Source organism: Sphaerisporangium dianthi (assembly GCF_042654065.1).
GTDB classification, from domain to species: domain Bacteria; phylum Actinomycetota; class Actinomycetes; order Streptosporangiales; family Streptosporangiaceae; genus Sphaerisporangium; species Sphaerisporangium dianthi.
Map to the genome: position 1 here is coordinate 46712 of NZ_JBHSFP010000035.1, position 25998 is coordinate 72709.

Sequence of the window (25998 nt, forward strand, 5' to 3'; positions counted from 1 at the left end):
ACGGCCGCCTTCCGGTAGCCGAGCGCGGTCGTCATTCCGGCCGCGGCGTGGTCGACGTGGTTCAGTGGCCGTGGTCGCCGAGCTCCGCGGGCTCCACGGACTCGGCGGACTCGGCGGGGCCGGGCTCGGCGCTGGGAGTCGCGGGCGCCGCCGCGGGCCGTCCGGCGCCGAGCGTGAAGCCGGCGGTGCGGACCTCGCCCTTGTGCTTGAAGTCCAAGAACAGCCGGTAGTCGCCGTCACCGGGCACCTCGGCGTGGAAGACGACCTCGGGCCCGGCCTTGGTCCTGCCGTCGCCCGGCGTGCCGTCGGGATGGACGTGCAGGTAGGCCAGGTCTCCGGCGCGCAGCGCCACCAGGTGCCCGTAGGCGCCGAGGTAGGGCGCGAGGTCGCCGACCGGCTCGCCGTCCTCGGCCACCGTGAGAGTGAGCCTGCTCACCTGCCCGGGGATCAGGTCGCCGTCGAGGGTGACGGTGTAGCCGTCGACACGGGCCGTGCGGGTGGCCTCCGGCAACGGCTTGGGCGTGTAGTCGCCCGCCGCCGGCAGGTCGGCGCCCAGGGTCATCGCCTCGCCGCCGATGGGCGCGAAGTCGGCGAACACCCGGTAGACGCCTGCGGCGGGCAGCGTGAGCCCGACCGACCACACCCCGTCGGGAGTGAGCGCGGGGTGCAGGTGCTGGAAGACGTCCAGGTCGCGCGAGGCGACGATCAGGTGGAGCTTCTTGTCGTGCCGGACCTGGTAGCCGGTGACCGGCCGCCCGCCGGGGCCCGTCACGGTGAAGCGGAAGTCGGTGGGCTCGCCCGGCGGGACGGCCGCGGTGAGCGGAACCAGGGTGTAGCCGTTCTCGGACACCTGGAGCCCCCCAGGGGTATCGCTCACCGCCTGCCGCGCGGCGGGCCCTCCGTGCGCCGGGGCGGCCGACGTGGCGCGATCCCGGGCCGGGGGCGGCCCTGCCGGCCCCATCAGTCTTCCCGCCCCCAGGGCTCCGCCGAAGACCACGGCCAGCCCCAGGACATAGGAGCCGAGTTTGACGCCGGTGTTCATGACCGGACCTCCACTTCGTACCCGGCCCCCTCGACGACGGCGACGATCTCGCCACGTCGACGGCGCCCACCGTTCAGGACCCGGCTTACACTATACCCCCCTATGGTATCTGCGCCATGGTCCGCCGGTACGCCTCAGCCTTCTCGCCCGCTCAGCCCGAAGGCCGTCCACCCCCTGTCGGGGAACCCGGCGGCATCGGCCACGGCGGCGGAGGCGCGGTTGTCCCGCGCGTGCAGGTACGTGGGCACGGCGCCCTCGTCCAGCACGCGCCGGGCCGCCTGCGCGACGAGCCTGCGCGCCAGCCCGCGCCCGCGCGCTTCCGAGGCCGTCACCACGGCCAGCTCGCGTCCGCGGTCGTCGTGCCGTTTGAGACCCACGCCCGCCAGGTACGCTCCCGTATCCGGATCCCACGCCACCAGCACCTCCCCGCCGAAGGGCCGCAGCCACGCGGGCACCCGGGGATCGTCCGCCGCGACCCAGGAACCCGCGTCCGCGGACTGCGCGGGGCGGATGCTCCAGCGGTAGACGGCGGTGTAGAAGCCTCGCTCCTGGTATCCGAGCAGAGCCGACACCTGCGGCGCGATCGCGTCGAAGTCGCGCGCCTCGGCGTACAGCTCCGCCACCTTCTCGGCGTGCTCGGGCGGGACCGACAGCACCCCGCCCGCCGGACTCCGCACACCCATCGCCGGATAGATCGCGCCGTTCCACCCCGGCAGCGTCCGTCCCGGCGATCCCACGATGTCCAGGTCACCGGCGCCGGGCCATTTGCCGAGCCACCGGGCCAGATGCTCTGCCAACCTTCGCTCTGGGACCATCGGCCTCACTCCTGTGTCGGGGCCGGGGATACTACAAGGTCGACGCGGCCGCACACCACCGCACAGGGCTGCCGGACGGCGAGGCGCGACATGCGGCGCGGCCGTCAGGTGAGTTCGGTCCGCAGCATGCGGCTCGCGGGGCGGCGGGCGCTGACGCGGGCCGGTATCGCGGTGAGCACTGTGATCACGGCCACGCACCCGAGGACCACGGCGAGCAGCTGCCACAGCGGCGGGATGGTCACAGGATCCTCGTCGAGGACCTCGGCCAGTCCGATTCCCAAGACGAGACTCATCAGGGCGCCGGCGAGGGCGGGAAGGACCTGTGCCGCCGAGAGTCCCGCGCTGACCTGAGCCGGGGTCGCGCCGAGCGCGCGGGCCAGCGCCGAAGCGCGTCTGGCGTCGAGCGTGCTCGCCCGGACGATGCAGATCACGTTGACGGCCGCCTGGGCGATCAGCATGATCACGAACAGGGTCAGCGCCTGGCTCAAGGCGGTGCGAGGATCGTCCCCTGGGGCTTTCTCGGCGTATCGGTGAGCGTGAGCCGCCAGGGCCGCGACGATGCCGGTGACGGTGATCGCGATAGCGGCCACGCCCAGCATGGCGCGGCGCGGCCGCCGGGCTGCCAGCCGCAGTCCCAGCAGTAGCGGGACGGGCAGTCGCGCCGAGATCGTGATCAGCCAGGCCGTCCGCCGCGGCGGGCGGGGCGCGTCGGCCAGCGCGCGGACGGTGCTGGTGCGGGCGGCGCGCACAGCGGGGACGAAGGTCGCCATGCCCGCGATCCCGAGCGCGACGGCCGTCACCAGACCGACGGCGGACAGGGTCAACGGCGCGGAATCCGCGCGGCCGAGGAGGCTCGCGCCGGGCGCGGTGAGCAGCGGGGCCGCCAGCCGTCCGGCCGCCAGCCCGGCCGCGGCCGCGAGGAGGGCCACGGCGAGGTGTTCGGCCAGGAGCACGGCCGCGACCAGGCCCGGTGTGCCGCCGATCGCTTTCAGCAGTCCGACGCGGCGCAGCTGGTCGGCCATCCGGCCGCCGACGAGCACCGCGATGCCGGCCAGCGCGAGCAGGCCGAGCAGCCAGCCGGCGAGCAGCATGGCGGTCTGCTTCCACTCGGCGAGCCTGGCGTGCCCGGAGAGGATGTCCTGCCACGTCGCCAGCGCCGGTGCGTTGTCCCTGCCCGAGAAGCGCGCGTTGACGAACGCCGGAGCCCTCGCCGGGTCGGCCAGTTTCAGGTTCACGGCGTAGGAGAGGGGTCTCGCCTGTGAGGCGAGGCCGCGGGCGTCCGCCTCGGTGAGCCAGACCAGGCCGCTCGGGCCGAGCTGGAAATCCCCGGCTCCGGGCGGGCCGGCTTCCGGCTTGGCGCCCCCGGCGCCGGGTGGGCCGCCTCGCGGTGCGGGCGCCGGTCCCGCGGGCTCGGTCCGGGCGGCCTTCGCGGCGATCTCCCCATAGCCTCCCGCCCGGCAGGGGGCGAAGCACACCTTCGGATACGGATCCGTGGCGGCGGTGACGGCGACACCGGCGACGCGGAACGACCGGCCGTTCACGGTGATCCGGTCACCGGCGCCGACCCCGAGTGCTTTGGCGAAGCCGGCCTCGACCACCGCGCCGCCGTCGCGCGTCCAGCCGCCCTCGGTGAGTTCGGGCCGGTCGACAAGGGCGCGGGCGGTGTCGCGCCCTTGTGCCCACGCCTTCGCGGTGATGCCGCGTGCTCCGAGGTCCACCTGCGTGTACGGGTAGGGACCGCTATGAGCGACGACACCGGGGGCCTCGGTCAGCGCCTTGAGACCGGCGAGGTCGGCGGGCTGACCGCTGTCGTACCCCGCGGTGACGCTGGCGACCACGTCTGGACCGGCCGTCGCCTGACGCGTGCTCTGGTAGGGCCGGTCGGTCACGCCGTGCAGGGCGAGCCCGAGCGTCAGCGTGGCCGTGGCGGCCGTGATCGTGAGCACCAGGAGCGCGGCCTCGGCCGGGCGCCGGCGCAGGTCTCGCGCGGCGAGCCGGAAGACGAGCAGGATGCGGCCCATCGGGTCAGCCCCCCAGTCCGGTGAGCTCGCCCACCAGCCCGCCGGTGCCGTGGGTCAGCCTGGTCTCCTCGACGAAGGCGCCGTCGCGCATCGAGATCAGCCGGTCGGCGATGGCCGCGACGCGCGCGTCGTGGGTGACGATCACCAGCGTCTGACCCGCCGCGCGCAGGCTGTCGAGCAGCCGCAGCACGTCCACGGTCGCGACGCTGTCGAGGTTGCCGGTCGGTTCGTCGGCGAGCACGACGAGCGGCTCGTTGCTGAGCGCACGGGCGATCGCGACCCGCTGGCGTTCGCCGCCCGACAGCGCCGACGGCAGGTGTTCGGCGCGGTCGCCGAGCCCGACCTGTTCCAGCAGCTCAGCGGCCCGGCGGCGGGCCGCGCGCGGCGGGCGCCCGGCCAGCAGCGCGGGCAGCTCGACGTTCTCGGCGGCGGTGAGCTCGTCCATCAAGTGGAAGGCCTGGAAGACGAACCCGATCGCCCGCCGGCGGAGCCGGGCCAGCGCCTTCTCGCCCAGCCCGTCGATGCGGCGCCCCGCGAGCCACACCTCCCCCGACGACGGGCGTTCCATGCCGCCCAGCAGGTGCAGCAGCGTCGATTTCCCGCTGCCGCTGGGACCCATCACGGCCAGCGTCTCGCCGGCGGCGGCTTCCAGATCGACTCCGTCGAGCGCGCGTACGAGCCCCGCTCCCTGGCCGAATCGCATCTGCAACCCGCGCGTGCGTAAGACCGGGTCTGTGCCCGACAGCGCCTCGCTCGCCACCATCATCGGTCCTTCCTCGAAGTCCAATACCGACTGCAGGCTTCAAGCCAGCTCAGGTCCGCCTGCAGCCTGAGCACCACGCCCTCGAGCAAGAGAGCGGCGACCGAACCGTCCGGTTCGGCCAACGCGGCCCGCTGCGCGGCGGCCAGCCCGGCCAGCACCACGTGCCGCTGGGTGTCCACCAGTCGCACCGGGTCGCCCAGTCCGGCCGCCGCGGCGGCCACCAGCTTCAGATGGAACTCCGCCGGGGCCGGCTTGGGCCAGCTGGTGTCGCCCAGCCATTCGTCGACCCGCTCGCGCCCCGCCGCGGTCAGCTCGTAGACCTTGCGGTCCGGGCGATCGGTCTGGCCGATCCGCTCCGAGGTCACCAGACCGGCCTTCTCCAGCCGGGTCAGCGTCACGTACACCTGGCCCGCGTTCAGAGCCTCCGCCAGTGGGCCGAGCGCGAGCTGAAGCCGCGCGCGCACCTGATAGCCGTGAGACGCCTCCTTCGCCAGCAGCGCCAGCGACACCTCCTGCACGACTCGCAGCTGATAGCCGCCGGACGGCTCCTTGCTCGAAACGCCGGCATTCTCGGACATCACCACACCTACTTAACGGTTAGCTAGACAAGCTAACCGTTAGGTAGGGATCCGAGCAACCCCTCCCTCAAGCGGGCGGCAACGGCGGCGGGATGCGGGGCGGGCCGGCCCGGCCGTTCTCTACGGGGTCGGCCGTCGGCCCGGGGCACGCGCCCCCGGGATCAGGGTGCTCACGCCGTGAGCTCCCGGCCGTCCCAGCCCTCCGCGCAGGCGGCGGCCAGCTCGTCCAGGGACATCCCCAGCGCGGCGGCCAGCGCCGCGACCGTGAAGAAGGCCGGGGTCGGCGCGCGGCCGGTCTCGATCTTGCGGAGCGTCTCCGCCGAGACCCCCGCCGCCGCGGCGACCTCCACCATGCTGCGGTCGCCGCGCGCCCGGCGCAGCAGCGCCCCGAACCGCTCCCCGCGCCGGCGTTCCCAGGGGGTCAAAGGAGTCCTCACCATGACTGTGATACTAATACCGGTATAAAAATTGGTTCGGCGTGGGGCAAGGAGTACGCGAATGGTTGAGATCAAGGACGACGCGGCGATGGACGCCATGCGGGAGGCAGGGCGCATCGTGGCCCGCGCTCTGCAGGCCGTCCGCAAGGCGGCGGCCGTCGGAGTGTCGCTGCTGGAGTTGAACGACGCGGCCCGTGCCGTGCTGGACGAGGCCGGGGCGCGCTCGCCGTTCTTCGGCTACCGGCCTTCCTTCGCCCCCACTCCCTTCCCGGCGGTGATCTGCACCTCGGTCAACGACGCCATCGTCCACGGCGTCCCCGGCCGCTACCGCCTGCGCGACGGTGACCTGGTCAGCATCGACTGCGGCGCCGAACTGGACGGCTGGACCGGTGACGCCGCCATCAGCTTCACCGTCGGCACCCCGCGGCCCGCCGACCTGGAGCTCATCAGCACCGCCGAGCGGGCCCTGGCCGCCGGCATCGCCGCCGCCGTCCCGGGCAACCGCATCGGCGACATCTCGCACGCCATCGCCGCCGTCGCCGGGGCCGCCCGCTACGGCATGCCCGCCGACTTCGGCGGGCACGGCATCGGCCGCCGCATGCACGAGGACCCGCCGGTTCCCAACCGCGGCCGTCCCCGCCGCGGCTTCCCGCTCCGCCACGGCCTGACCCTCGCCATCGAACCCATGCTCATGGCGGGCGGCCGCGACGACTACCGCAGCGCGGCCGACGGCTGGACGCTGCTCACCACCGACGGCACCCGGGCCGCCCATATGGAGCACACGATCGCCATCACCCGGGAAGGCCCCCGCATCCTCACCCTCCTCTGAAGCCCTTCAGGGAGGCGGGCTCAGGCGGTGGCCGCCGCGAGGAGGGACGCGACGCGGCGTTCGGCCTCCGGGACGGTCGGCGGGTCCTCCTCCGCCTCCACCGAGCCGTAGGCCGCGACAAGGACGGCCCGGACCGCCCGGGCGATCACCCGGGCCAGCAACGGCTCGACGACCCTGTCGTACATGGGAACGCCGAGGTCGAACCGGGCCTCGAAGAGCACCTGGCAGGACGCGCCGCCGGGGTCGGCGACGACGTGCCAGGTGCCGGACAGCGTGGCGAAGTCGCCGTCCACCTGCTCGAAGGCGATGCCCGGCGCCGGGGAGGAGGCGTCCGCCCGCGCGGGGAACGCCTGCTCGTACTGGCGCCAGCGCACCGTGCCTCCGCGGAAGGGCAGGGCCCATTCGCTGAGGCGGTCGCCGTCGCGTCCCACTCCGGCCGATGCGGCCGGGCTCACCGGACGGCCGGGGGCCGTCTCGGTGCCGGGGGGCGACTCGAGGACGAGGGGGGTCTCAGAGGCCGGGGCGGGGGGCGTCTCGAGGACGGGAGGCGTGCCCGGCGCGGAGGACTCGCCCGGTACGGTCGGCGAACCCGGGACGGGGGTCACCGACAGGACGTCGCCGGTCAGGCGCTCGCTCCAGGAGCCGCCGGCCAGGCGGTCCAGCGCGGCGCGGGCGTCGAGCGCGACGCGGGCCCTCATGCCTACCTTTCGCATGTCACGGTCCCCTTTCACTTCCCGCCGGCCGTGGCCGGTCTCGCGGGGGTCAGGGCGACGCCCTGGAGGTGGGTGGTGCGGATCATCATGTAGCTGGCCTCGCCGAAGACGCCGCCGGTGAGCCCGGTGCCGCCGTGGGAGGGCATGTAGGGATAGAACCCGCAGTGGGAGTCGTCGTTGACCTTCAGGACGCCGCCGTTGCGCACCTCGTCGGCGAACCGCTCGGCGACGCGCTCGTCGGCGGTCCACAGCGAGTTGCGCAGGCCGTAGGCGTTGCCGTCGACGAACGCCAGCACCTCGTCCAGCAGCCGCTCGTCGGAGCCGCCGGCCTCGGGGACCACCACGGGCAGCAGCGGGAAGAAGGTCTCACTGCGCACGGCCTCGATGTCACGCGCCCCGGCCAGGCCGTTCACGCGGATCACCGTGGGTTCGATGAAGAACCCGGTGTCGGACGGCGTGCCGTCGACCTCCAGGCGCCGGCCGCCGCACACCGGTTCCGCCCCCTTGTCCAGCGCGTCGGCGAGGAAGGCGAAGAACCCGTCGGCGGCCAGGACCGGGGTGAGGACGACGCCCTCCTCGTCGGGGTGGCCGGGCCTGACGCGCGCCGCGGCGGCGGCCAGCCGTTCGATGAGCTCGCCGGCGATGGCCGGGTGGGCGATGACCTGGTTCGGGATGTTGCAGATCTGGCCGGAGGCGTGGAACGCCTCGGCGAGCGCGCCCACGGCGAGGTCGAGGTCGGCGTCGCGCCAGACGATCGCGCAGTCGTTGCCGGCCAGTTCCAGGATGGGCTTCTTGCCGGCGGCGGCGCAGTCGTTCTGGAAGACCAGCCCCTTCTCGGTGCCGCCGAAGTAGATGATGTCGTTCACGTGCTCGCTGGCGAGCCACTCCTCCATCATGGGCGGGCCGCACACGACGTTGAGGGTGCCGGGCGGGGCGCCGGCCTCCTCCAGTGCGGGGGCGACGATCTCCCGCAGGGCGTACATGACGCCGAACGGGATGCTCCGCGGCGCCCGCACGACGACCGCGTTGCCGGACAGCACGGCGGCGGCGCCGTAGATGGCGTTGGAGTGCGGGGCGTTCTGCGGCGGGGCGACGCACACGACCCCGTCGGGCTTGCGCCGCATCGAGATGCGCTTGCCGCCGTAGTGGAAGTCCCGCTGCAGCAGTTCGGCGCACCAGCTCAGCGTCTCGGGGCTGACGATGTGCAGCAGGCCGTCGATCTCCCACTCCGCCAGCGTCCGCGTCCGCCCTTCGGCGACCATCACCTCGACGAACGCCGACCGCGTCTCGGCCAGGCGCTTGCGGATCAGCTCGCCGGCCCGCAGCCGCACGTCCAGCGGGCTTCTGGACCACTCGCGTGCCGCGCCGGCGGCGGCCGCGAGCGCCGCCCGCGCGGTGGCGGCGTCGGCCACCGCGCAGCGGCCGATGACCTCGGGCCCGGCGAAGGCGGGGTCGATCTCGCCGCGCTCCAGCATGCGCTTCAGGCGCAGCGCGCGCGGGGCGTCCTCGAGTATCGCGCGGGTCGAGACGGCGTAGATGTGCTCGGCCGCGTCGATGTCGCGCCCTCCCACATAGGAGCCGTAGGTCGGCAAGGGTGCGTCGGGTTCACGCATCAGGCGGTCTCCGCTCGTCGAAGGGCGCGAGAGGCGCCACAGAGTCGTCGCAAGGGCTTTCGGCGCGCGTCGCGGGTGCGTCGCGACGTCGAAGAGGTGTCGCGGGGCCCCGCCGTGGCCGGCGGGGCGTCCGGGTGGGCGGGGCGGAGGTTCCCGTCCCGGGCGGGGACGGGACGGCGGGGTCAGGGGGCGTGTTCCCTGCCGAGGAACTCACGGGCGATGACCAGCTTGGTCGCGGCGGCGGTGCCGTCGGCGAGCTGCGTGCCGATCACGTCGCGCAGCCGCCGCGCCACCGGCCCGTCCTCCGACCAGCCGTAGTGCCCGAGGGTGAGCAGCGCCTGGTGGGCGGCCTCGGCCGAGGTCTTCGGCGCCCACCACTTGGCCATGTTCGCCTCGACCCGGTGGTTGAGCCCGGCGTCGTTGCGCCACAGCGCCTCGTAGGCGAGCAGCCGGGCGGCGTGCAGGTAGGTGGCGTGCTCGACCAGCGGGAACGTCAGGCTCTGGAACCGGCTGAGCGGCTGCCCGAACGCCTCGCGCTCGCTGGCGTGCGCGAACGCCGCGTCGACGGTCACGCTCGCGGCGCTGACGGCCATGAGCGCGATGAGCGCGCGGGAGTAGTCGAAACCGCGCATGCCCTGCACGAAGCCGAGCCCGGTGCCGCCGACGACGTTCTCGGGGCCGACGCGCAACCCGTCGAAGACCATCGTCGCGCGCCCGCCGGACCGGCTGCCGAGGCTGGGCAGCGTCGTGCGCGTCAGGTGGGCGTCGTCGAGCCGGGTGTAGAAGGCGGTGACGCCGCGCGAGCGCTCCTGAGTCTCGCCGGTGCGGGCGAAGATCAGGCCGTGGGTGGCGTACGCGCCGAGCATGATGGAGGTCTTCTCGCCCGACAACCGCCATCCCTCGCCGTCGGGTTCGGCGCGCAGTTCCAGCGCGGCCGCGTCGGTGCCGTGGCCGGGTTCGGTCATGCACACGGCCACGATGGCGTCGCCCTGGGCGATGGAGGGCAGCCAGCGCGCCTTCAGCCCGTCGCTGCCGTGCAGGTTGAGCACCCCGCCGACCAGCGCGGCGTTCAGCACCGGGTAGCAGGCGGTGATGTCGCCGCGTGCCAGCTCCTCAAGGGCGATGCCCGTGCTGACGGCGTCCAGGCCCATGCCGCCGTACTCGACGGGGATGCGCAGCCCGAACATGCCTTCCGCGGCGAGTTCGGCGAACAGCTCCGGCGGGAAGCGGCCCTCGCGGTCGCTCTCGGCGGCGGCCGGGGCGAGCCGGTCGGCGACGTAGGCGCGGACCTTCTCGGCCAGCGCGTTCTGCTCAGGGGTGAAGAGAAAGTCCATGATGAGATGCCCTCACTCAGCCGTCAGCCGGTCGCGTAGCACGAACTTCTGCACCTTGCCCGAGGGGGTCCTCGGCAGCGTGTCGACGATCTCGACGCGCTCGGGCCAGTACTGCTTGGCCATGTCCAGCTCGGTCAGGTGGGCGCGCAGGTCCTCAAGGGTGGGCGCGACGCCGTCAGGGACGATCACCGCGCAGGCCCGCTCGCCCAGCCGGTCGTCGGGGATGCCGACGACCGCGATGTCGCGGATCGCGGGATGGCGCAGCAGCGCCGCCTCGACCTCCACCACCGGGATCTTCACGCCGCCCCGGGAGATGACGTCCTTGACGCGGCCGGCGATGCGGATGCCGCCGTACCCGTCGTCTCTGGCCAGGTCGCCGGTGTCGAACCACCCGTCGGGGGTGAGGGACTCCGCGTAGAGCTCCTCGCGGCGGTAGTAGCCGAGGCACTGGCTCGCGCCGCGCACCTGCAGCAGGCCGGTGGCGCCGGGCGGCACCGGCAGGCCGGTCTCCTCGCCGACGATGCGGACCTCCATGCCCGGCACCGGCGTGCCGTCGCTCTCGGCGGCGCGCATCGGGGGCTGCTCGGGGCGGGTGACGGTGACGGCGCCGTTCTCGGTCATCCCCCACAGCGCGTACAGCCGGCAGCCCAGCACGTCGCGGGCCTGCTCGACGAGCACCGGCGGGATGGGGGCGCTGCCGGTGGCGAAGGACCGCAGCGCCGAGAGGTTCCTCGGGCTCCGCTCCTGCTCCCGGATCAGGTCCATGAGGAACGGCGGCGGGCCGTAGAAGAAGGTGACGCCCTCCTCTTCCATGATGCTGAGCATCAGCCCGGGGTTCCAGGCGTCGACCTGGACGGCCGTGGCGCCGAGGATCAGCGGCATCAGGAAGTTCCAGGTGTAGCCGGCCTGCAGGGTGGTCGGCGACCCCATGGCGGTGACCTCGCCTGAGGTCAGGCCGAGCACCTCGATCTGCGCTCGGTTCAGCGCGCCCAGGGTGTTGTGGCTGTGCATGACGCCTTTGGGCTCGCCGGTCGTGCCGGAGGTGAACATCACCTGCGCCACGTCGTCAGGACCGGCTTCGCGGGCGTCGAGCACGCCCGGCTCGATCTCCCGCTCCCACGCCCGGCCGAACAGGTCGCGGTCGAAGTCCAGCGCGTCGCCGCGGCCGGCCTCGGCCGCGCCGAGCAGGACCCGATGCCGCAGCGTGGGCACCGCCGCCGCCACCTCGGCGCTCATGTCGGCGAAGGAGTGCCCGCGCAGCTCCGCCGGGCCGACGTAGAGGGGGCTGCCGGTCAGCCGGGTCATGAACTCGACCTCGCGGCGGCGCATGATCGTCGCGACGGGCCCGGCGACCGCGCCGACGCGGGCGCAGGCGAGGCAGAGCGCGACCAGCTCCCAGGAGTTCGGCAACTGCAGGGTCACCACGTCGCCCCGCCGCACGCCGAGGCCGACCAGGGCGGCGGCGAGCCGCTCGACGCGCGCGGCCAGCTCGGCGTAGGTGAGGCGGTCGGGTTCGCGGCCGTCCGTGTGCCGGCACACCACCGCCGCGCGGTCGGGGAAGCGCTCGACCGCGCCGCGCAGGTCGTCCATGGCGGTGCGGTCGTGCCACACCCCCTCGGCTCTGAAACGGTCGCCGGTGATTTCCAGCACCGGAGCCATGTCCCGCTCCCTTCCTGGAGACAGATTTCGGTTGGCCGGATTTCCGCCGGCCGGATTCTCTCCGGCCGAGCCGGCGTGAATTCGCTAGTAGGGCAATGTGCGGCCGGACGGGGTTCGCGGGTCGATTTCCCCGGTCAATCGTTTGCCCGCCTTTTTGGTGGCGGCCGTCCTGGTGCACCGGATGCGACGCATACGCGGCTCCCTCCGATCGCTTCTACGTTCAACAAGTGTGCTCAGGAACGGCGCCGCAGGCCACTGACCGGCTCATCGGTGCAATATGAAGGATTCATGTCGTGAATATGAGGGGGAAACTGGCCGCGGACGCGGGGGCGTTGCAAAATGCTGCGCGGGGCCGCTCCCGCCGGACGGCGGTTGCGGCCCGCGACCGTGGGTAGGTGCGCCGGCCGAGGCGGCGACGGCCGCCCGCATCCCCCTCGTGCCCCCCGACGGCCTGGAAGAGGCTCTCATGGTGGAAACGGAATCCGGTGTCGGCGTCACCCTCGCCCATCGCCGCCTCAGCACCCCGGCGACCGGCGCCGGGCACGCCGCCCCCGGCGCGGACGACTGCCGCACCGCCCCGGCCTGCGTCCCCACGACCGCCGCGGCGAAGGTCCCCGCGGCCGGCCGGGCGGGCGGCGCGGCGCCGTCCCCGCGCATCGGCTTCAAGAGCCACCTGCGCCCCGAGATCGTCCCCGGCGAGGCGGTGTACCTGGTCTCCGCGCGCGGCACGACGGCGCTGTCGGGCAGGCCGGCCGAGGTGCTGGCTCCGCTGCTGGACGGCAGCCGCAGCCTCGCCGAGATCCACGAGCAGGCCTCCCGCGAGCTGCCCGCGGCCCAGGTCGGGCCGGTGCTCGGCCGCATGGCCAAGGCCAACCTGATCGGATACCGCGGCCCGGCCGGCCCCGCCGACGCCGCCGCCGCGGCCTACTGGGACCTCGCCGGGCTCGACGGCGGCCATGCTCCCGCCGCGCTCGCCGAGGCCACCGTGGGCGTCCTGGCACTGGGTCACGTCGACATGGACGCCGTCCTCGCCGCCTGCCGCGCGGCCGGGCTCGCCGCCGTGCCCGACAGCGGCGCGGGGGAACCGCGCGGCCACCTGACGCTCGTCGTCTGCGACGACTACCTCGACCCCGCGCTGGCCGAGGTCAACGCCCGCCGGCTGGCCGACGGACGGCCCTGGCTGCCGGCCAAGCCGGGCGGCGCCGACGTGTGGGTCGGCCCGGTCTTCCGTCCCGGCGCGGGCCCCTGCTGGGCGTGCCTCTCGCAGCGGCTGCGCGGCCACCGCCGCGCCGAGAGCTGCCTGGTGTCGGCCTCCGGCGCGCCCGCCCTGCCGCCCGAGGCGTCGATCGCCCCGACCCGGGGCATGGGGCTGCACGCCGTCGCCCTTGAGGCCGCCAAGTGGCTGGCCGGGCACCGCCACGACGGGCAGGACGCGGTGTGGACGCTGGACACCCTCACGATGACCGGCCGGCACCACCCGCTGACCCGGCGCCCCCAGTGCCCGTCGTGCGGGGACCCGGGCCTGGTGGCCCGCCACGTGCGCCGTCCGGTCGTCCCGGTCTCCCGCCCCAAGGAAGGGCTCGGCGGCACCGGCGAGCGGGCCGCGTCCGCCCTGCGGGTCTGGGAGCGGTTCGGCGGGCTGGTCGACCCCGTCACCGGGATCATCGGCGCGATCCGGCGCGACCCGCGCAGCCCGTCGTTCCTGCACTGCTATCTGGCCGGGCCCAATCTGGCGCTGCCGGTGAACAGCCTGTCGACGGCGCGCGCGGGCCTGCGCGCGCAGGCGGGCGGCAAGGGCGTCACCGACCTTGAGGCCAAGGTCAGCGCCCTGTGCGAGGCGGCCGAGCGGTACTGCGGGTCCCGTTCCGGCGACGAGCCTGTCGTGCTGGACACCTACCAGGGGCTCGGCGAGGCCGCCGTCCACCCCGACGCCTGCCAGCTGTTCCACCCGCGCCAGTTCCGCGACCGCGAGCGCTGGAACGCGGCACACCCGCCGTTCCAGCACGTTCCCGCGCCGTTCGACGAGCGGGCGGCGCTCTCGTGGACGCCGGTGTGGTCGCTCACCGGTGAACGGCACCGCCTCCTGCCGACCGACCTGCTGTACTACCGCCCGTTCAGCCCGGGCGGCCCCGCGCCGGTGCGCGCGGACTCCAACGGCGCGGCGGCGGGCGCGAGCCTTGAGGACGCGATCGTGCAGGGATTCCTCGAACTGGTGGAGCGGGACGCGGTGGCGCTGTGGTGGTACAACCGCACCCGCCAGCCCGCGGTGGCGCTGGACTCCTTCGACGACCCTTGGGTCGCCTCCGTGCGGCAGGGCCTGGCCGCGATGGGCCGCGAGACCTGGGTGCTGGACCTCACCTCCGACCTGGGCATCCCGGTGATGGCGGCGATCTCGCGGCGCGCCGGAGGGACGGCGGAGGACATCATGTTCGGCTTCGGCGCCCACTTCGACCCGCGGGTCGCGCTGCGCCGGGCGCTCGCCGAGCTGGGCCAGCTGCTGCCCGTCACACTGGGCGCGGGCGGCGACGGCGGCCGGTACGCGACCGCCGACCCCGGGCTGCTGGCGTGGTGGACGCGCGAGACGGTGGCCGGGCATCGGTACCTGCTGCCCGATCCCGCCCAGGCGGAGACGACCGCGGCCGCCCGTCCGTACAGCCCGCGCGCGGACCTGCGCGAGGATGTCGAGCACATCACCGCGCTCGCCCGCGCCAAGGGCCTGGAGGTGCTCGTGCTCGACCAGACCCGCCCCGACGTCGGGCTGCCGGTGGTGAAGGTCGTCGTGCCGGGCCTGCGTCACTTCTGGGCCCGGTTCGGCGAAGGGCGCCTGTACGACGTCCCGGTCGCGCTCGGCCGCCTGGACGCGCCGACGGCGTACGGGGATCTCAACCCGATCCCGTTCTTCCTGTGATCCGCGCCATGCCGTAACACGAACCAGGAGAGACCGCGTGTGCCCACCTCAGGACGAGGAGACCGCCTCAGCGAGGCGGTTCCTGCTCTGGTCCCTGCGCGAGGACGTGCACGTGGAGGCCGACGACGGCAAGGACGCGGTCATCCTGCACCACCGCTGGGGCGACGAGAGCGTGCCGCATCCGGCGCCCAGGGTGGTGGAGGCGCTGCGCCGGATGAGCCTCGGGCCGATCTCGCTGGAGAACGCCATTGACGACCCCGCCGACCGGGCCGAGCTGGACAGGCTGCTCCTGCGGTTGCAGCATCTGGTGGTCCGTTCGCTCGGGCTGGACCAGGAGCGGCCGCTGATCTCGGTCGTGCCGCAGAGCCGGCGGGCGCGGTTCCAGCCGGCTCTGCTGTCGCCGGTGCGGGCGGTGCGCATGTCCCGGTTCGCGATGCTGCGCGCCGAGGACGGCGCGTACTGCCTGGAGTCGCCGCTGTCGCTGCACCGGGTGGTGTTCCACCGGGCGGAGGCGATGTGGCTGATCGGCGCGCTGAGCCGGGCCACGACCCCGGACGCCGCGCTGTCCGGCCTGCCGCCGTCCGTGCCCGGCGCCGAAGCCCTCGCCTACCTGGTGGCCACCGGCATGGTGGTCCAGGCCAAGCCCGCGGAGCGCGCGGAGCGCGGGAGGCCGGCCGGCCCGCCGGTGTTCGCCGAGGACTCCGACCCCGCCCTGGTCACCTGGCTGCCGCAGGATCTGATGTTCCACGCCCGTTCGACCCTCGGCCGGCACGACCGCGACTTCGGCGCCACCTACCCGATGGGCGAGCGGTGGGCCGTCGAGCCCGTCACCAAGCCCGCCACGGACGGTGGTCATGTCACCCTGCCCCGGCCGTGCTGGGACCGCCTCATCGCGGCCGACCCGCCGCTCACCGCCGCCATCGAGGGCCACCGTCCCACGTACGCCTTCGGAGGCGAGCCGCTGACCGACCGGCAGCTCGGCGAGGTGCTGTACCGGACGGCCCGGGTGCGCTCGCTCGTCGGCTCCCCCGCCTCCCCCGGCGGCGCGGACGGCGGGCTCGCCAGCGAGCGTCCCTACGCGAGCACGGGGTCGGCCTACGAGCTGGAGCTGTACACCGCCGTCAACGGGTGCGCGGGCATCCGCGATGGGATGTACCACTACGACCCGCTGGAGCATCGCCTGGAGCCGATCGACGTGGACGCGGCGGACCTGCGGGAGCTCATCGACCGGGGGCGGCTGTCGGCGGGCCTGGCGACCGTGCCGCCGGTGCTCATCCTGGTCACCGCGCGGTTCAGGCGCGTGTCCTGGAAGTACACCGGCCCCGGGTACGCGCTGATCCTGAAGAACGCCGGCGCCCTCACCCAGACGCTGTACCTGGTGAGCGCCGCCATGGGGCTGGCCGGGTGCGCGCTCGGCGCCGCCGACATCGAGGCGACGGCACGGGCGCTCGGCACCGACTGGCGCACCGAGTCGTGCGTCAGCGGGTTCGCGCTCGGCCACCGGGACGAGGAGCCGCCCGGCCCGCCGCCCGGCCGCCGCCCGGCCAACGACCCGGCCTGGAGCGACCTCGCCGCGGAACTGCTGCGCGAGACCGCCGGCTGACCGCCAAATCAAGCGTGGATTACGGTCCGATATTAAAGCCTCCGCCATGCCATGGATAAATGCGCCATGAGGAATTCATAACCGGTTCGTGAGGTACGTACTATCTCTGTCGCGCTTTCTCCGAGCACAATTAGGGCAGTTGAGAAGTCCCACCGCACGTGAACAGGAGAACGCCATGACGACCTGCATGATCGACACTGACCGGCGCTTCACCGAGTTCGTTGTCCGGTCCCGGCCGGAACCGCGGGCCACGGCGTCGTCCGAGAGCGGCCTCCTCGCGGCGCTCGCCGAATTCGACATTCGGCCGGGCGGTCCTGAAATGACGTTCGAGTCGCCCCTCGACCTGGGTCCTGACATGATCATCGAGGCTCTGGACGGCTCCACCCCCGCCTACGCGCTGCCCACCTACTGCGGCTGAGCCGCCACCGGACGACCCGTCTTCGCCGATCGTTCCCATGCCGCGAGATCGCGCCCTCTCGCCGCACCAGGCCGCTCGGCCGTTTCCCGCCCCGCAATCCGGGCACTTCTCCCCACTACGAGGCCCACACACTCCCGCGACGCCCTCCGGCGACCCCTAGCGTCCCGTCCGGGCGGCCGGCCAGACTTCCACCGCGGACCACGCCTGCGCTCCACGGCGACGAGCGGCAAACCCCTATCTCCCAGTAGAATCCCCCCTGAGACCCTGATCACGGCGCGCACCATCCATGGACCCCCGTACCGCGGCGAAGACATGGGAGCGCTCCCAGTCCTCGCACTTCGGAGCGGGAGTCTATGGACAGCGAAGTGTCAAGCGGGCTTCCACTGCAGCAGCCGAGGTGGGCGTCGCGAGCGGCGCCGCCTCATCCGCCCGCCGGCGAGGCGCAGGGCGAGCGGTGGACTCCCCGGGTGGTGCTGCCCGTCACCCTGGTGATGCTGGCGGGGTTCGCGCTGATCACGATCATGAACGTGCTCGTGACCGGCCCGGCCCCCGCCCGGCTGGCAGGGTTCGCCGTCTGCCTGGCGCTGGTGTTCACCCTGCAGCTCGCCCACTCGGTGGGGGCGCCACGACGCTGGCCGGCCCGCACCAGGGCCCTCACCCTGTCGCTCCAGGCGCTCGCCACCTACCTGCCATTCCTGTGGCTGGGAAGCGCGTGGGGCGGCATGCTCGGCTTCCTGGCAGGGTCGGTGCTGCTGGTGGTGCCCGGGCGGGCGCGCTGGGCGCTGTACGCCGCCGCCTGCGCGGGGATCCTGCCCGTGCTCGCCGTCCAGGACGTGCCCCCCGTCGGCCTGGCCTACGGCACCGGCTTCACCCTGCTCACCGGCCTGGTGGTCTACGGCATGAGCTCGCTGTCGACGCTGGTGGCCGAGCTGTACACCGCACGAGGCAAACTCGCCCGCATGGCCGTCACCCGCGAACGATTACGCGTCGCCCGCGACCTGCACGACCTGCTCGGCTACAGCCTCTCCGCCATCACCCTCAAAAGCGAGCTCACCCACCGCCTGCTCCCCGTCCACCCCCACCGCGCCCGCGACGAGATCACCGACATCCTCACCGTCGCCCGCCAAGCCCTCACCGACGTCCGAACCGTCGCCAACGGCTACCGCACCATGTCCCTCACCACCGAAGCCGACTCCGCCACCTCCGTCCTCACCGCCGCCGACATCGACGTCACCACCACCATCACCACCCCCGACCTACCCCCCCACATCGAAACCGTCCTCGCCACCGTCCTACGCGAAGCCGTCACCAACATCCTGCGCCACAGCAAAGCCCAGAACGCCACCATCCACGCCACCACCCACAACGACACCATCCACCTGCACATCGCCAACGACGGCGCCGACCCCGACTCCACCACCCCCACCCCCCACAGCGGCAACGGCCTCAGCAACCTCACCACCCGCCTGCACACCGTCAACGGCCACCTCACCACCGGCATCGACGACGACGGCTGGTTCCACCTCACCGTCCGAACCCCCATGAGGCCGGACGCCGATCAGGACGAGGAGTTCGACATCGAGCAGGCGGCGGCGCGCGCGACCGGGCAGCCGGCGCCGTGAGGCGCGGGCGTGGAGGCGGTCAGCGGAGCTCGGGCAGGCCCAGGGCGACGGCCGTCACCATGCGCTTGAGCGTCGGCAGGAACGGGGGGCACGCGGCGGCCATGGCGGGGTCCTGCGCGTAGAGCTCGCGGATCACCGGCGGCGGGTTGGAGACGGGGTAGAGCAGGCCGGCGGTCATCGTGACCATCCCCACCAGCTCGAACCCCTCGCTCTCGGTCAGGCCGGAGGGCGCGGCGGCGACGCGGGCCGCGAGGTCGGCGATGACCCTCAGCACGACGCGCTTGCACGAGCGGGCGGACTCCACCGAGACGTTGTGCTCGAGGCTGGTGGAGATGTTGCCGAGCAGATCGCACATGAGCGGCCGCGCCGCGAGCGTCTCGGTCAGGGTGGCGACGATGTCCTCGACGTCGCCGGCGTCCCGCAGCCGCTCGCCGACCTCGTCGCCCCAGTCCTGCCACGCCTCGGCGGCCAGCTCGAGGTAGATCTCCTCGCGGGTGCCGAAGTAGCGCCCGACGTTGGACTTGGCCAGCCCCGCGGCGGCCGCGACCCCGCCCAGGCTGACCGCGCGCACACCGTCTCGCATGGCCAGCTCGCGGGCGGCGTCGAGGATGGCCTCGCGCCGCTGCCGCTTGTGCTCGGGCCGCCTGGCCCGGAGGAACCCCTGCTGCGTCATGTCGCAGCAAGCATACGGCGACGATAAAAGACCATCGTTCTCTTGTTAGGAGTACGCCGTTCTCTTGTTAAGAGTACAGCGTTCTGTTAACGTCGGCGGACATCGGACGGTGGACGTCCCCTGGCAGGAGGAAGTACATGGTCGAGCTACACCTGCGCGTCAACGGCACCGCCCGGACACTCGATCTGCCGCCACAGGTCAGCCTGCTGGACGCGCTGCGCGAACATCTCGGCCTCACCGGCACCAAGAAGGGGTGCGACCAGGGCGCGTGCGGGGCGTGCACGATCCTGGTGGACGGCGAGCGCGTCAACTCCTGCCTGACGCTGGCCGTGCAGTACGACGGCCGCGACATCACCACCATCGAGGGCGTCTCAGGCGCGCAGGGCCCGCATCCGCTGCAGACGGCGTTCGTCCGCCACGACGGCTTCCAGTGCGGCTACTGCACCTCCGGCCAGATCTGCTCGGCGATCGGCATGCTCGCCGAGCACGCCGCCGGCGCGCCGAGCCTTGCCACCGAGCACCTCGCGGCACCGGGCGCCGAGCTGTCGGACGCCGAGATCAGGGAGCGCATGAGCGGCAACCTGTGCCGCTGCGGCGCCTACAACGGCATCGTGGACGCCATTCGCGAGGTCGCCGCCACGCGAGCCGAAGCGGGACTCTCCGCGGACGGCGACCGGGGGGCGCCCCGCGCGGACGGCGACCGGCGGGCCGTCCAGACGGCGGCCAGGGCGGAGGCGGGGCGATGAGGCCGTTCGCCTACGTGCGCGCCGGGGACGTCCCGGCCGCCCTTCAGGCCATCGCCACCGAGCCCGGTGCGAGGTTCATCGGCGGCGGCACCAACCTGGTCGACCTGATGCGCCAGGACATCGAGCGCCCCGCGACCGTCGTCGACATCACCGGCCTCCCGCTGGACCGGGTGGAGGAGACGCGGGACGGCGGACTGCGCATCGGCGCTCTGGTGCGCAACAGCCACCTGGCCGCCCATCCGGCGGTCCGCGCGCGGTATCCGGTTCTGTCGCAGTCGATTTTGAGCGGCGCGTCGGCGCAGCTGCGCAACATGGCGACCGTCGGCGGCAACCTGCTGCAGCGCACCCGCTGCCCCTACTTCTACGACGGCGCCGCCGCCTGCGGCAGGCGCGAGCCCGGCAGCGGATGCGACGCGATCGGGGGGCTCAACCGCGATCACGCCGTGCTCGGCGCCGGGGACGGGTGCGTCGCGACGCACCCGTCCGACATGTGCGTCGCCCTGGCCGCCCTGGACGCCGTGGTGACGGTGGAGAGCCTGCGCGGGGAACGGCGCATCCCGCTCGCCGACTTCCACCTGCTGCCCGGCGACACCCCGCATATCGAGACCGCGATCGAGGCCGACGAGCTGATCACCGCGGTGGAGCTGCCCGCCTCGGCGGTCGCGGCGACCTCCCGCTACCGCAAGGTGCGCGACCGGGCGTCCTTCGCCTTCGCCCTGGTCTCGGTCGCCGCCGCACTGGAGGTCCGCGACGGCGCGGTCACCGGCGTGCGGCTCGCCCTCGGCGGCGTCGCGGCCAAGCCGTGGCGGGCGCGCGAGGCGGAGCGGCTCCTGCTCGGGGCGCCCGCCACCGAGGAGGAGTTCAGGCGCGCCGCCGAGGCCGAGCTGGCGCCCGCCGTCGCCCTGTCCAGCAACGGTTTCAAGATCGAGCTGGCGCGACGCACGATCGTGGCGACACTGCGCCGGCTCCTCATCGACGGGAGCGCCGCATGACCCGGACCGACGCGCACAGCCCGCCCGACGCACACGACCCGAACGGCACGTTCGGCCGGAACGGCCCGCACGACCCGCACGACCCGAACGACCCGAACGACGCGAACGACGCGCTCGGCCCGCATGGCGCGCTCGGCCCGCATGGCGCGCGGACGGCGCCGAGCCGAGAGGCGGCACCGGGCCCGCAGCGCGCTCCCGAACACGGGGGCGGCGCGGGCCGCCTCGTCGGCAGGCCCGTCGACCGGGTCGACGGCCCGCTGAAGACCAGCGGCGCGGCCCGCTACTCGGCCGAGTACCCCTATCCCGATCTGGCCTACGCCGCCCTGGTGCACGCGACGATCACGCGCGGGCGCGTCACCGGCCTCGACACCGCGGAGGCGGCGGCCGTGCCCGGCGTGCTCGTCGTCATCACCCACCACAACGCGCCGGTGCTGAAACCTCCGCCACCGGTCAGCGTGATGAACCTCAGCACCCTGGCCTCCGGCACGTCGGTCGCCTACCTCAACACCGACGAGGTGCACTGGAACGGCCAGCCGGTGGCGGTCGTCGTCGCCGCGACCCTGCACGCCGCCCAGCACGCCGCGCGCCTGGTGAAGGTCACCTATCAGCCGTCGCCCGCCACCGTCGACTTCGCCGCGGAAGAGCCCAACGCCAAGCCGCAGAAAAGCGACATGCTCTCGGAGGGCTCGGCGGAGAAGGGCGACGCCGAGGACGCGCTCGCGGCGGCGCCCGTGTCGGTCGACCTGCGGTTCACGACACCGCCGCACACCCACAACGCGATCGAGCCGCATGCCACGACGGCGGCGTGGGACGGCGACCGGCTGACCGTCCACGACGGGTCGCAGAACGTGGCCTGGACGCGCGACCACCTCGCTCTGCGGTTCGGCGTGCCGGCGTCCGGGGTGCGGGTGATCTCGCCGTACGTCGGCGGCGCCTTCGGCGGCAAGACCATGGTGTGGGCCGGGACCATCCTCACCGTGATGGCGGCCCGGGTGAGCGGCCGGCCGGTGCGGATGATGCTCACCCGCGAGGGCGTCTCACGCACGGTCGGCGGGCGCACCCCCTCTGCGCAGCGGGTCGCGCTCGGCGCCCGCCGCGACGGACGCCTGACCGCGCTCGTCCACACCAGTGTCACGCAGGTCGGCCGGGTCGGCGGCCACCGCGAGCAGGTCACCTCCCAGTCGCGGCACCTCTACGACGCCGAGAACATCCTCCTCCGGCAGAACCTGGTCGAGCTGGACGCCGTCTCCAACACCTACATGCGCGCCCCCGGCGAGGCCATCGGCACCTTCGCGCTCGAGGCCGCGGTCGACGAGCTGGCCTTCGAACTCGGCATCGACCCGATCGAGCTGCGCATGCGCAACGAGCCCGGGCGCGATCCGATCGACGGCAGGCGGTTCTCCCACCGGAAGCTGCGGGAGGCGTACGCGCTGGGCGCGCGGCGGTTCGGCTGGTCCGAGCGCACGCCTGAGCCCGGCTCGATGCGCGACGGCGGATGGCTCGTCGGCATGGGCGTCGCCTCGGCCTACCACCCGTCCTTGCGGCTCGCCGCCAACGTCACCGTGCGCCTGTCGGCCGACGGGACGGTGCTGGTGCGGTGCGGATTCCACGAGATGGGCATGGGCGGGGCGACCGCCCAGGCGCAGATCGCCGCCGACGCGCTCGGCGTGCCGTTCGAGGCGGTACGGGTGGAATATGGCGACTCCGACCTGCCCACCGGACCAGGAGCGGGCGGCTCCGCCCAGACCGCCAGTGTGGCCGCGAGCCTGTCGGCCGCCTGCGAGAAGCTGCGGGGCTCGGTGCTCGCCCTGGCCCGGCGGTCGAAGGACTCGCCTCTGCGCGGACACCGCGCCGCCGGCCTGCGAGCCCGCGACGGCGGCCTTTGGGCCTCTGCGGGCGGATCCGTCACCGGCGAGACGTACGCCGCGATCCTCACCCGTGCGGGCCGCCCGTACGTCGAGGCCGCCGTCGGCTCCGACACGCGCGCCGGCACAGCGGTCGGCCAGGCGCGGTTCATGACGCGGTTCCTTCTCGACCGGCGCCGCTGGGTGAAGGCCGCGTGCGGGGCGCAGTTCTGCGAGGTGCGCGTCGACCCCGACACCGGCGAGGTCCGGGTGTCACGCTGGGTCGGGGCCTTCGACGTCGGCACGGTCATCAACGCCAAGACCGCCGCCTCCCAGCTCCGGGGCGGCATCGTGATGGGCATCGGCATGGCCCTGTCGGAGGAGACGCTGGTCGATCCGCGCAGCGGGCGCGTCATGAACCCCGGGCTCGGCGGGTACCACGTCCCGGTGCACGCCGACATCCCGCCGATCGACGTCTGCTACCTCGACGACCCCGACCCGACCATGCCCCTCGGCCTCATCGGCGTCGGCGAGGTCGGCATGACCGGCGTCGCCGCCGCCGTCGCCAACGCCGTCCACCACGCCACCGGCAGACGCCTCCGCGACCTCCCCATCACCCCCGACAAGCTCCTGTGACCCCCCGCGGGCGGCCGAAGCGGCGGTGGGACCCGGTTCGGTAGGTTGTGTCGGGTGTCCGTCGCGCCTGGTAAGCCGTCCGTGCCCGCAGTGAGCCCCTCCGCCCGCCTGCGGTGGCTGGACGCTCTGCGGGGCATCGGGGCCGCCGCGGTGGTGGGCGAGCATCTGCTGCCGTGGGTGGTCCCGTGGTTGCGGCCCTACTGGTTCAACCTCGGCATCTACGGCGTTCTGGTGTTCTTCCTGGTCAGCGGCTACATCATCCCGGCGTCGCTGGAGCGGCACGGGGACGTGCGCGCGTTCTGGATCAGCCGCGCCTTCCGGCTGTACCCGCTGTACCTCCTGGTCATCGGCATGGTGCTGGCGATGGCCTGGTACCTGCCGGTGCGCGACGCGGTGCCGCGCGACCCCGCCGCGGCGGTGGCGCACGCCACCATGCTGCTGGACGTGGTCGGGGTCGGCGGCGTGGCGGACACCATGTGGACGCTGTCCTACGAGATGGTCTTCTACCTGATGGTCACCGCACTCTTCGTGACCGGCGCGCACCGGCGCAGCGCCACCTCCGCGCTGCTGTTCGGGGTCGCGGCCGTCGTCGTGGCCGCGCTCGTGCCGGCCGCCATGCTGCGGGGCGCCTGGCTCGCGTGGGTCTCGGGCGGGGTGTTCGCCGCCGGGCTCGCGTGCGTGGTGTCGGGACGGTTCCGCAGGACCGGCGCCTGCGCGCTCGGCGTCATGGCGCTGGTGCTGCTGTTGCTGGGCAGCCGCGTGCCCTGGCTCGGCGTGCTCATCCTCGCGGTGATGTTCGCCGGCACCGCCGTCCACCGCTGGGAGCGCGGCGCGGGCCCGTTCTGGCCCATCGCGCTCACCTTGGCGCTGGTCGCCGTCACCCCGCTCCCCGCCCTGCAGTCCGGATGGTGGTGGTCCGCGCCGCGAGTGTGGATCACCACCGTCGCGCTCGCCTGCGTGACCTTCGCGGCCGCGTTCGCCCTGCGCCACAGGCGCGTCCCGGGCTGGCTCACCTGGCTCGGGCTGGTCAGCTACTCGCTCTACCTGCTGCACCATCCGCTGCTGCGGCTGTACGTCTCACTGACCGGCGACCTGCGCTGGTCGGCCTGGCAGGTCCAGCTCCTCATGGCCGCGCTGTTCGTGGCGCTGATCCTGCTCGCCGCCTGGGTCACCCACCGCCTCGTCGAACTCCCCGCCCAGCGGCTGGGCCACCGGCTCGCCCGCCCGGCCATCCCCGCCGGCCGCCGGCGCAGCGCCTCTCCGGCGGCTTAGACCGTGACTCATGCGGGGTTCGACCGTCAGCCGGCCGTGGACGCGAGCGCGTTCGACTCCGTCGGCGCGCTTGGGTGCTTGGCGCGCGACCGCCCGGAATCGCCAGGCGTCAGACACCGAGTCTGCCCGGTCAGCCGACCCGGTGGCTCCCATCAGTCGAAGACGACGACCTGACGTCCGATCACGTCACCTCGAGCCAGCGCGTCGAGCCTGTCGTTGATGTCCTCGAGCTTGACCGGCGTGACGGTGTGTTCGATCCGGCCTTCGCCGGCGAGGGCAAGGACCTCGGTGAGGTCGTTGTGGTTGCCCCAGAAAGATCCGGAGAAGGACCTCTCGCCGGACACGAACGGGAACAGCGGCAGTTCGACACGCCGGCCCATCAGGCCCACCGACACCAGAGCTCCTTCGCAGGCCAGGAGAGAGGCGTTGAGCGCTAGCGACTCTGGAGCTCCGGAGCAGTCCAGGACGGCGTCGGCCTCTCCACGACCGGTCAGCTCCGCAAGCTCGGCCCGCACCTGATCGCTCGTCTTGCCTCGGGTGTTCACGGTGTGGTCGGCGCCGTTCTGCCGAGCCACGGCGAGTTTGCCGTCGCTGCGCGCGAACGCCACCACGGTCGCGCCGCTGCCGAGCAGTCCCGCATACTGCACGCCGTAGCTTCCGAGTCCGCCGATCCCGCTGACGATGACCGTGCGTCCCGGCCCCAGCCGTCCGGCGGCGCGGAGCTTCTTCATTCCGCGATAGGGGGTCAGCCCGGCATCCACCAAGGGCGCCAGGTACTCAGGCTTGAGATCCACACTCGGATCGATGCGGACGAGGTGGCGGCTGGGGGCCGTGACGTACTCGGCGAAGCCTCCGGGCGGCCCGAAGCCGATCCACCCCCCGCTTCCTGTGCACAGTTGCTCGTTGCCCTCATGGCACTGCCGGCACGTTCCGTCGCCCCAGGCAGGGTCCACGACCACGAGATCGCCTTCCGACAAACCGCCAGAAGCAGGAACATCGGCGCCCATCCGAGCGACGTGACCCGCGATTTCGTGACCGGGAATATAAGGGAATACGAGCTCCGTGGAAAAGTAGCCGTCAAGGAGCTGGAAGTCGCTGCGGCACATTCCTGTGGCCCGGACCCGGACGAGGACCTCGCCCGGCCCCGGCTCAGGGACCGGAACCTCTTCGATCAGCAGCGGCCGTTTGTATCCGTGCATTCGCGCTGCGCGCATCCTCATGACGCCTCCCCGGCATGCTGCCGCAGGACACCGGCCGCTTCGGTGTGCTGGAGTTCCGGTTGCCGCTGAACGGGCCCGATCGCTGCCAGCCCACAACGGGTAGCTGAGATTTCAATCGGCGTGTGGCAGTACATGACGAATCAATCGACGATACCGGATGTTCATCACTGTATTCGGTTTCAGTGGTGGGCAGTGGAGATCTTCGGCCACGGTGAAGGAAAGGCGGGTGGCGGATCGTCCGGATGGGTCAATTTCCTGCC

Annotated in this window: 20 protein-coding genes and 1 pseudogene; 9 read left to right on the plus strand and 12 right to left on the minus strand. The window is 73.2% G+C overall.

Annotated elements, in window-relative coordinates:
• Nucleotides 1–61: 61 nt before the first annotated feature.
• The 6 genes from ACFO60_RS33850 to ACFO60_RS33875 all read right to left on the minus strand — a co-directional run bounded on the left by ACFO60_RS33850 (nt 62) and on the right by ACFO60_RS33875 (nt 5659).
• Nucleotides 62–1042 (minus strand): hypothetical protein, encoded by a 981-nt coding sequence (locus tag ACFO60_RS33850; protein WP_380849002.1) that lies wholly within the window; start codon nt 1040–1042, stop codon nt 62–64.
• Between the two features lie 134 nt (nt 1043–1176).
• Entirely contained in the window at nt 1177–1857 is a 681-nt protein-coding gene (locus ACFO60_RS33855) for a GNAT family N-acetyltransferase (RefSeq protein ID WP_380849005.1), read from the minus strand.
• Between the two features lie 104 nt (nt 1858–1961).
• The gene (locus ACFO60_RS33860; RefSeq protein ID WP_380849008.1) at nt 1962–3878 is read right to left on the minus strand and encodes an FtsX-like permease family protein; all 1917 of its coding nucleotides are present in this window, start codon (nt 3876–3878) and stop codon (nt 1962–1964) included.
• Between the two features lie 4 nt (nt 3879–3882).
• A complete protein-coding gene (locus tag ACFO60_RS33865) occupies nt 3883–4641 on the minus strand; it encodes an ABC transporter ATP-binding protein (RefSeq protein WP_380849129.1) in 759 nt (252 codons plus the stop codon).
• Nucleotides 4641–5219, minus strand: coding sequence for a PadR family transcriptional regulator (locus ACFO60_RS33870; protein ID WP_380849011.1), 579 nt, complete (start codon nt 5217–5219; stop codon nt 4641–4643). The genes ACFO60_RS33865 and ACFO60_RS33870 overlap by 1 nt, the downstream gene beginning before the upstream one ends.
• A gap of 170 nt (nt 5220–5389) precedes the next feature.
• Nucleotides 5390–5659, minus strand: coding sequence for a helix-turn-helix domain-containing protein (locus ACFO60_RS33875; protein ID WP_380849014.1), 270 nt, complete (start codon nt 5657–5659; stop codon nt 5390–5392).
• 58 nt (nt 5660–5717) lie between these two features.
• On the opposite strand from ACFO60_RS33875, the gene map reads away from it, so the two are divergent.
• A complete protein-coding gene (map, locus tag ACFO60_RS33880) occupies nt 5718–6485 on the plus strand; it encodes a type I methionyl aminopeptidase (RefSeq protein ID WP_380849017.1) in 768 nt (255 codons plus the stop codon).
• Between the two features lie 20 nt (nt 6486–6505).
• Here the strand turns inward: map and ACFO60_RS33885 are convergent, their stop codons facing one another.
• The 4 genes from ACFO60_RS33885 to ACFO60_RS33900 form a co-directional block, all read right to left on the minus strand.
• On the minus strand, nt 6506–7198 hold the full coding sequence (locus ACFO60_RS33885) for an SRPBCC family protein (protein ID WP_380849020.1): 693 nt from the start codon (nt 7196–7198) through the stop codon (nt 6506–6508).
• Nucleotides 7199–7212: 14 nt separating this feature from the next.
• Nucleotides 7213–8811, minus strand: coding sequence for an aldehyde dehydrogenase family protein (locus ACFO60_RS33890; RefSeq protein WP_380849023.1), 1599 nt, complete (start codon nt 8809–8811; stop codon nt 7213–7215).
• Between the two features lie 182 nt (nt 8812–8993).
• A complete protein-coding gene (locus ACFO60_RS33895; protein ID WP_380849026.1) occupies nt 8994–10145 on the minus strand; it encodes an acyl-CoA dehydrogenase family protein in 1152 nt (383 codons plus the stop codon).
• Nucleotides 10146–10157: 12 nt separating this feature from the next.
• On the minus strand, nt 10158–11804 hold the full coding sequence (locus tag ACFO60_RS33900; RefSeq protein WP_380849029.1) for an AMP-binding protein: 1647 nt from the start codon (nt 11802–11804) through the stop codon (nt 10158–10160).
• A gap of 466 nt (nt 11805–12270) precedes the next feature.
• Between ACFO60_RS33900 and ACFO60_RS33905 the strand changes: the two genes are divergently transcribed.
• From ACFO60_RS33905 to ACFO60_RS33920, 4 genes are all read left to right on the plus strand, one after another.
• The gene (locus tag ACFO60_RS33905; RefSeq protein WP_380849032.1) at nt 12271–14712 is read left to right on the plus strand and encodes a TOMM precursor leader peptide-binding protein; all 2442 of its coding nucleotides are present in this window, start codon (nt 12271–12273) and stop codon (nt 14710–14712) included.
• 37 nt (nt 14713–14749) lie between these two features.
• Nucleotides 14750–16315: a SagB/ThcOx family dehydrogenase gene (locus ACFO60_RS33910; RefSeq protein WP_380849035.1), complete on the plus strand. Its 1566-nt coding sequence runs from the start codon at nt 14750–14752 to the stop codon at nt 16313–16315.
• A 175-nt stretch (nt 16316–16490) separates the two neighbouring features.
• Entirely contained in the window at nt 16491–16733 is a 243-nt protein-coding gene (locus tag ACFO60_RS33915) for a hypothetical protein (protein ID WP_380849038.1), read from the plus strand.
• A gap of 353 nt (nt 16734–17086) precedes the next feature.
• Nucleotides 17087–18355 carry a histidine kinase gene (locus ACFO60_RS33920; protein WP_380849041.1) on the plus strand — a complete coding sequence of 423 codons (1269 nt, stop codon included), beginning with the start codon at nt 17087–17089 and terminating at the stop codon, nt 18353–18355.
• Nucleotides 18356–18374: 19 nt separating this feature from the next.
• On the opposite strand, the gene ACFO60_RS33925 is transcribed toward ACFO60_RS33920, so the two are convergent.
• Nucleotides 18375–19028, minus strand: a complete 654-nt coding sequence (locus ACFO60_RS33925; RefSeq protein ID WP_380849044.1) for a TetR/AcrR family transcriptional regulator — start codon at nt 19026–19028, stop codon at nt 18375–18377.
• Nucleotides 19029–19165: 137 nt separating this feature from the next.
• Between ACFO60_RS33925 and ACFO60_RS33930 the strand changes: the two are divergent.
• The 4 genes and pseudogenes from ACFO60_RS33930 to ACFO60_RS33945 all read left to right on the plus strand — a co-directional run.
• Nucleotides 19166–19663, plus strand: a pseudogene (locus ACFO60_RS33930) ((2Fe-2S)-binding protein); the annotation flags it as partial.
• Nucleotides 19664–19770: 107 nt separating this feature from the next.
• Nucleotides 19771–20766 carry an FAD binding domain-containing protein gene (locus ACFO60_RS33935; protein WP_380849047.1) on the plus strand — a complete coding sequence of 332 codons (996 nt, stop codon included), beginning with the start codon at nt 19771–19773 and terminating at the stop codon, nt 20764–20766.
• A complete protein-coding gene (locus ACFO60_RS33940) occupies nt 20763–23246 on the plus strand; it encodes a xanthine dehydrogenase family protein molybdopterin-binding subunit (RefSeq protein WP_380849050.1) in 2484 nt (827 codons plus the stop codon). Before ACFO60_RS33935 ends, ACFO60_RS33940 begins: the two co-directional genes overlap by 4 nt.
• A 54-nt stretch (nt 23247–23300) precedes the next feature.
• Entirely contained in the window at nt 23301–24518 is a 1218-nt protein-coding gene (locus tag ACFO60_RS33945; RefSeq protein WP_380849053.1) for an acyltransferase family protein, read from the plus strand.
• Between the two features lie 152 nt (nt 24519–24670).
• On the opposite strand, the gene ACFO60_RS33950 is transcribed toward ACFO60_RS33945, so the two are convergent.
• The gene (locus ACFO60_RS33950) at nt 24671–25738 is read right to left on the minus strand and encodes an NAD(P)-dependent alcohol dehydrogenase (RefSeq protein ID WP_380849056.1); all 1068 of its coding nucleotides are present in this window, start codon (nt 25736–25738) and stop codon (nt 24671–24673) included.
• Nucleotides 25739–25998: the final 260 nt, after the last annotated feature.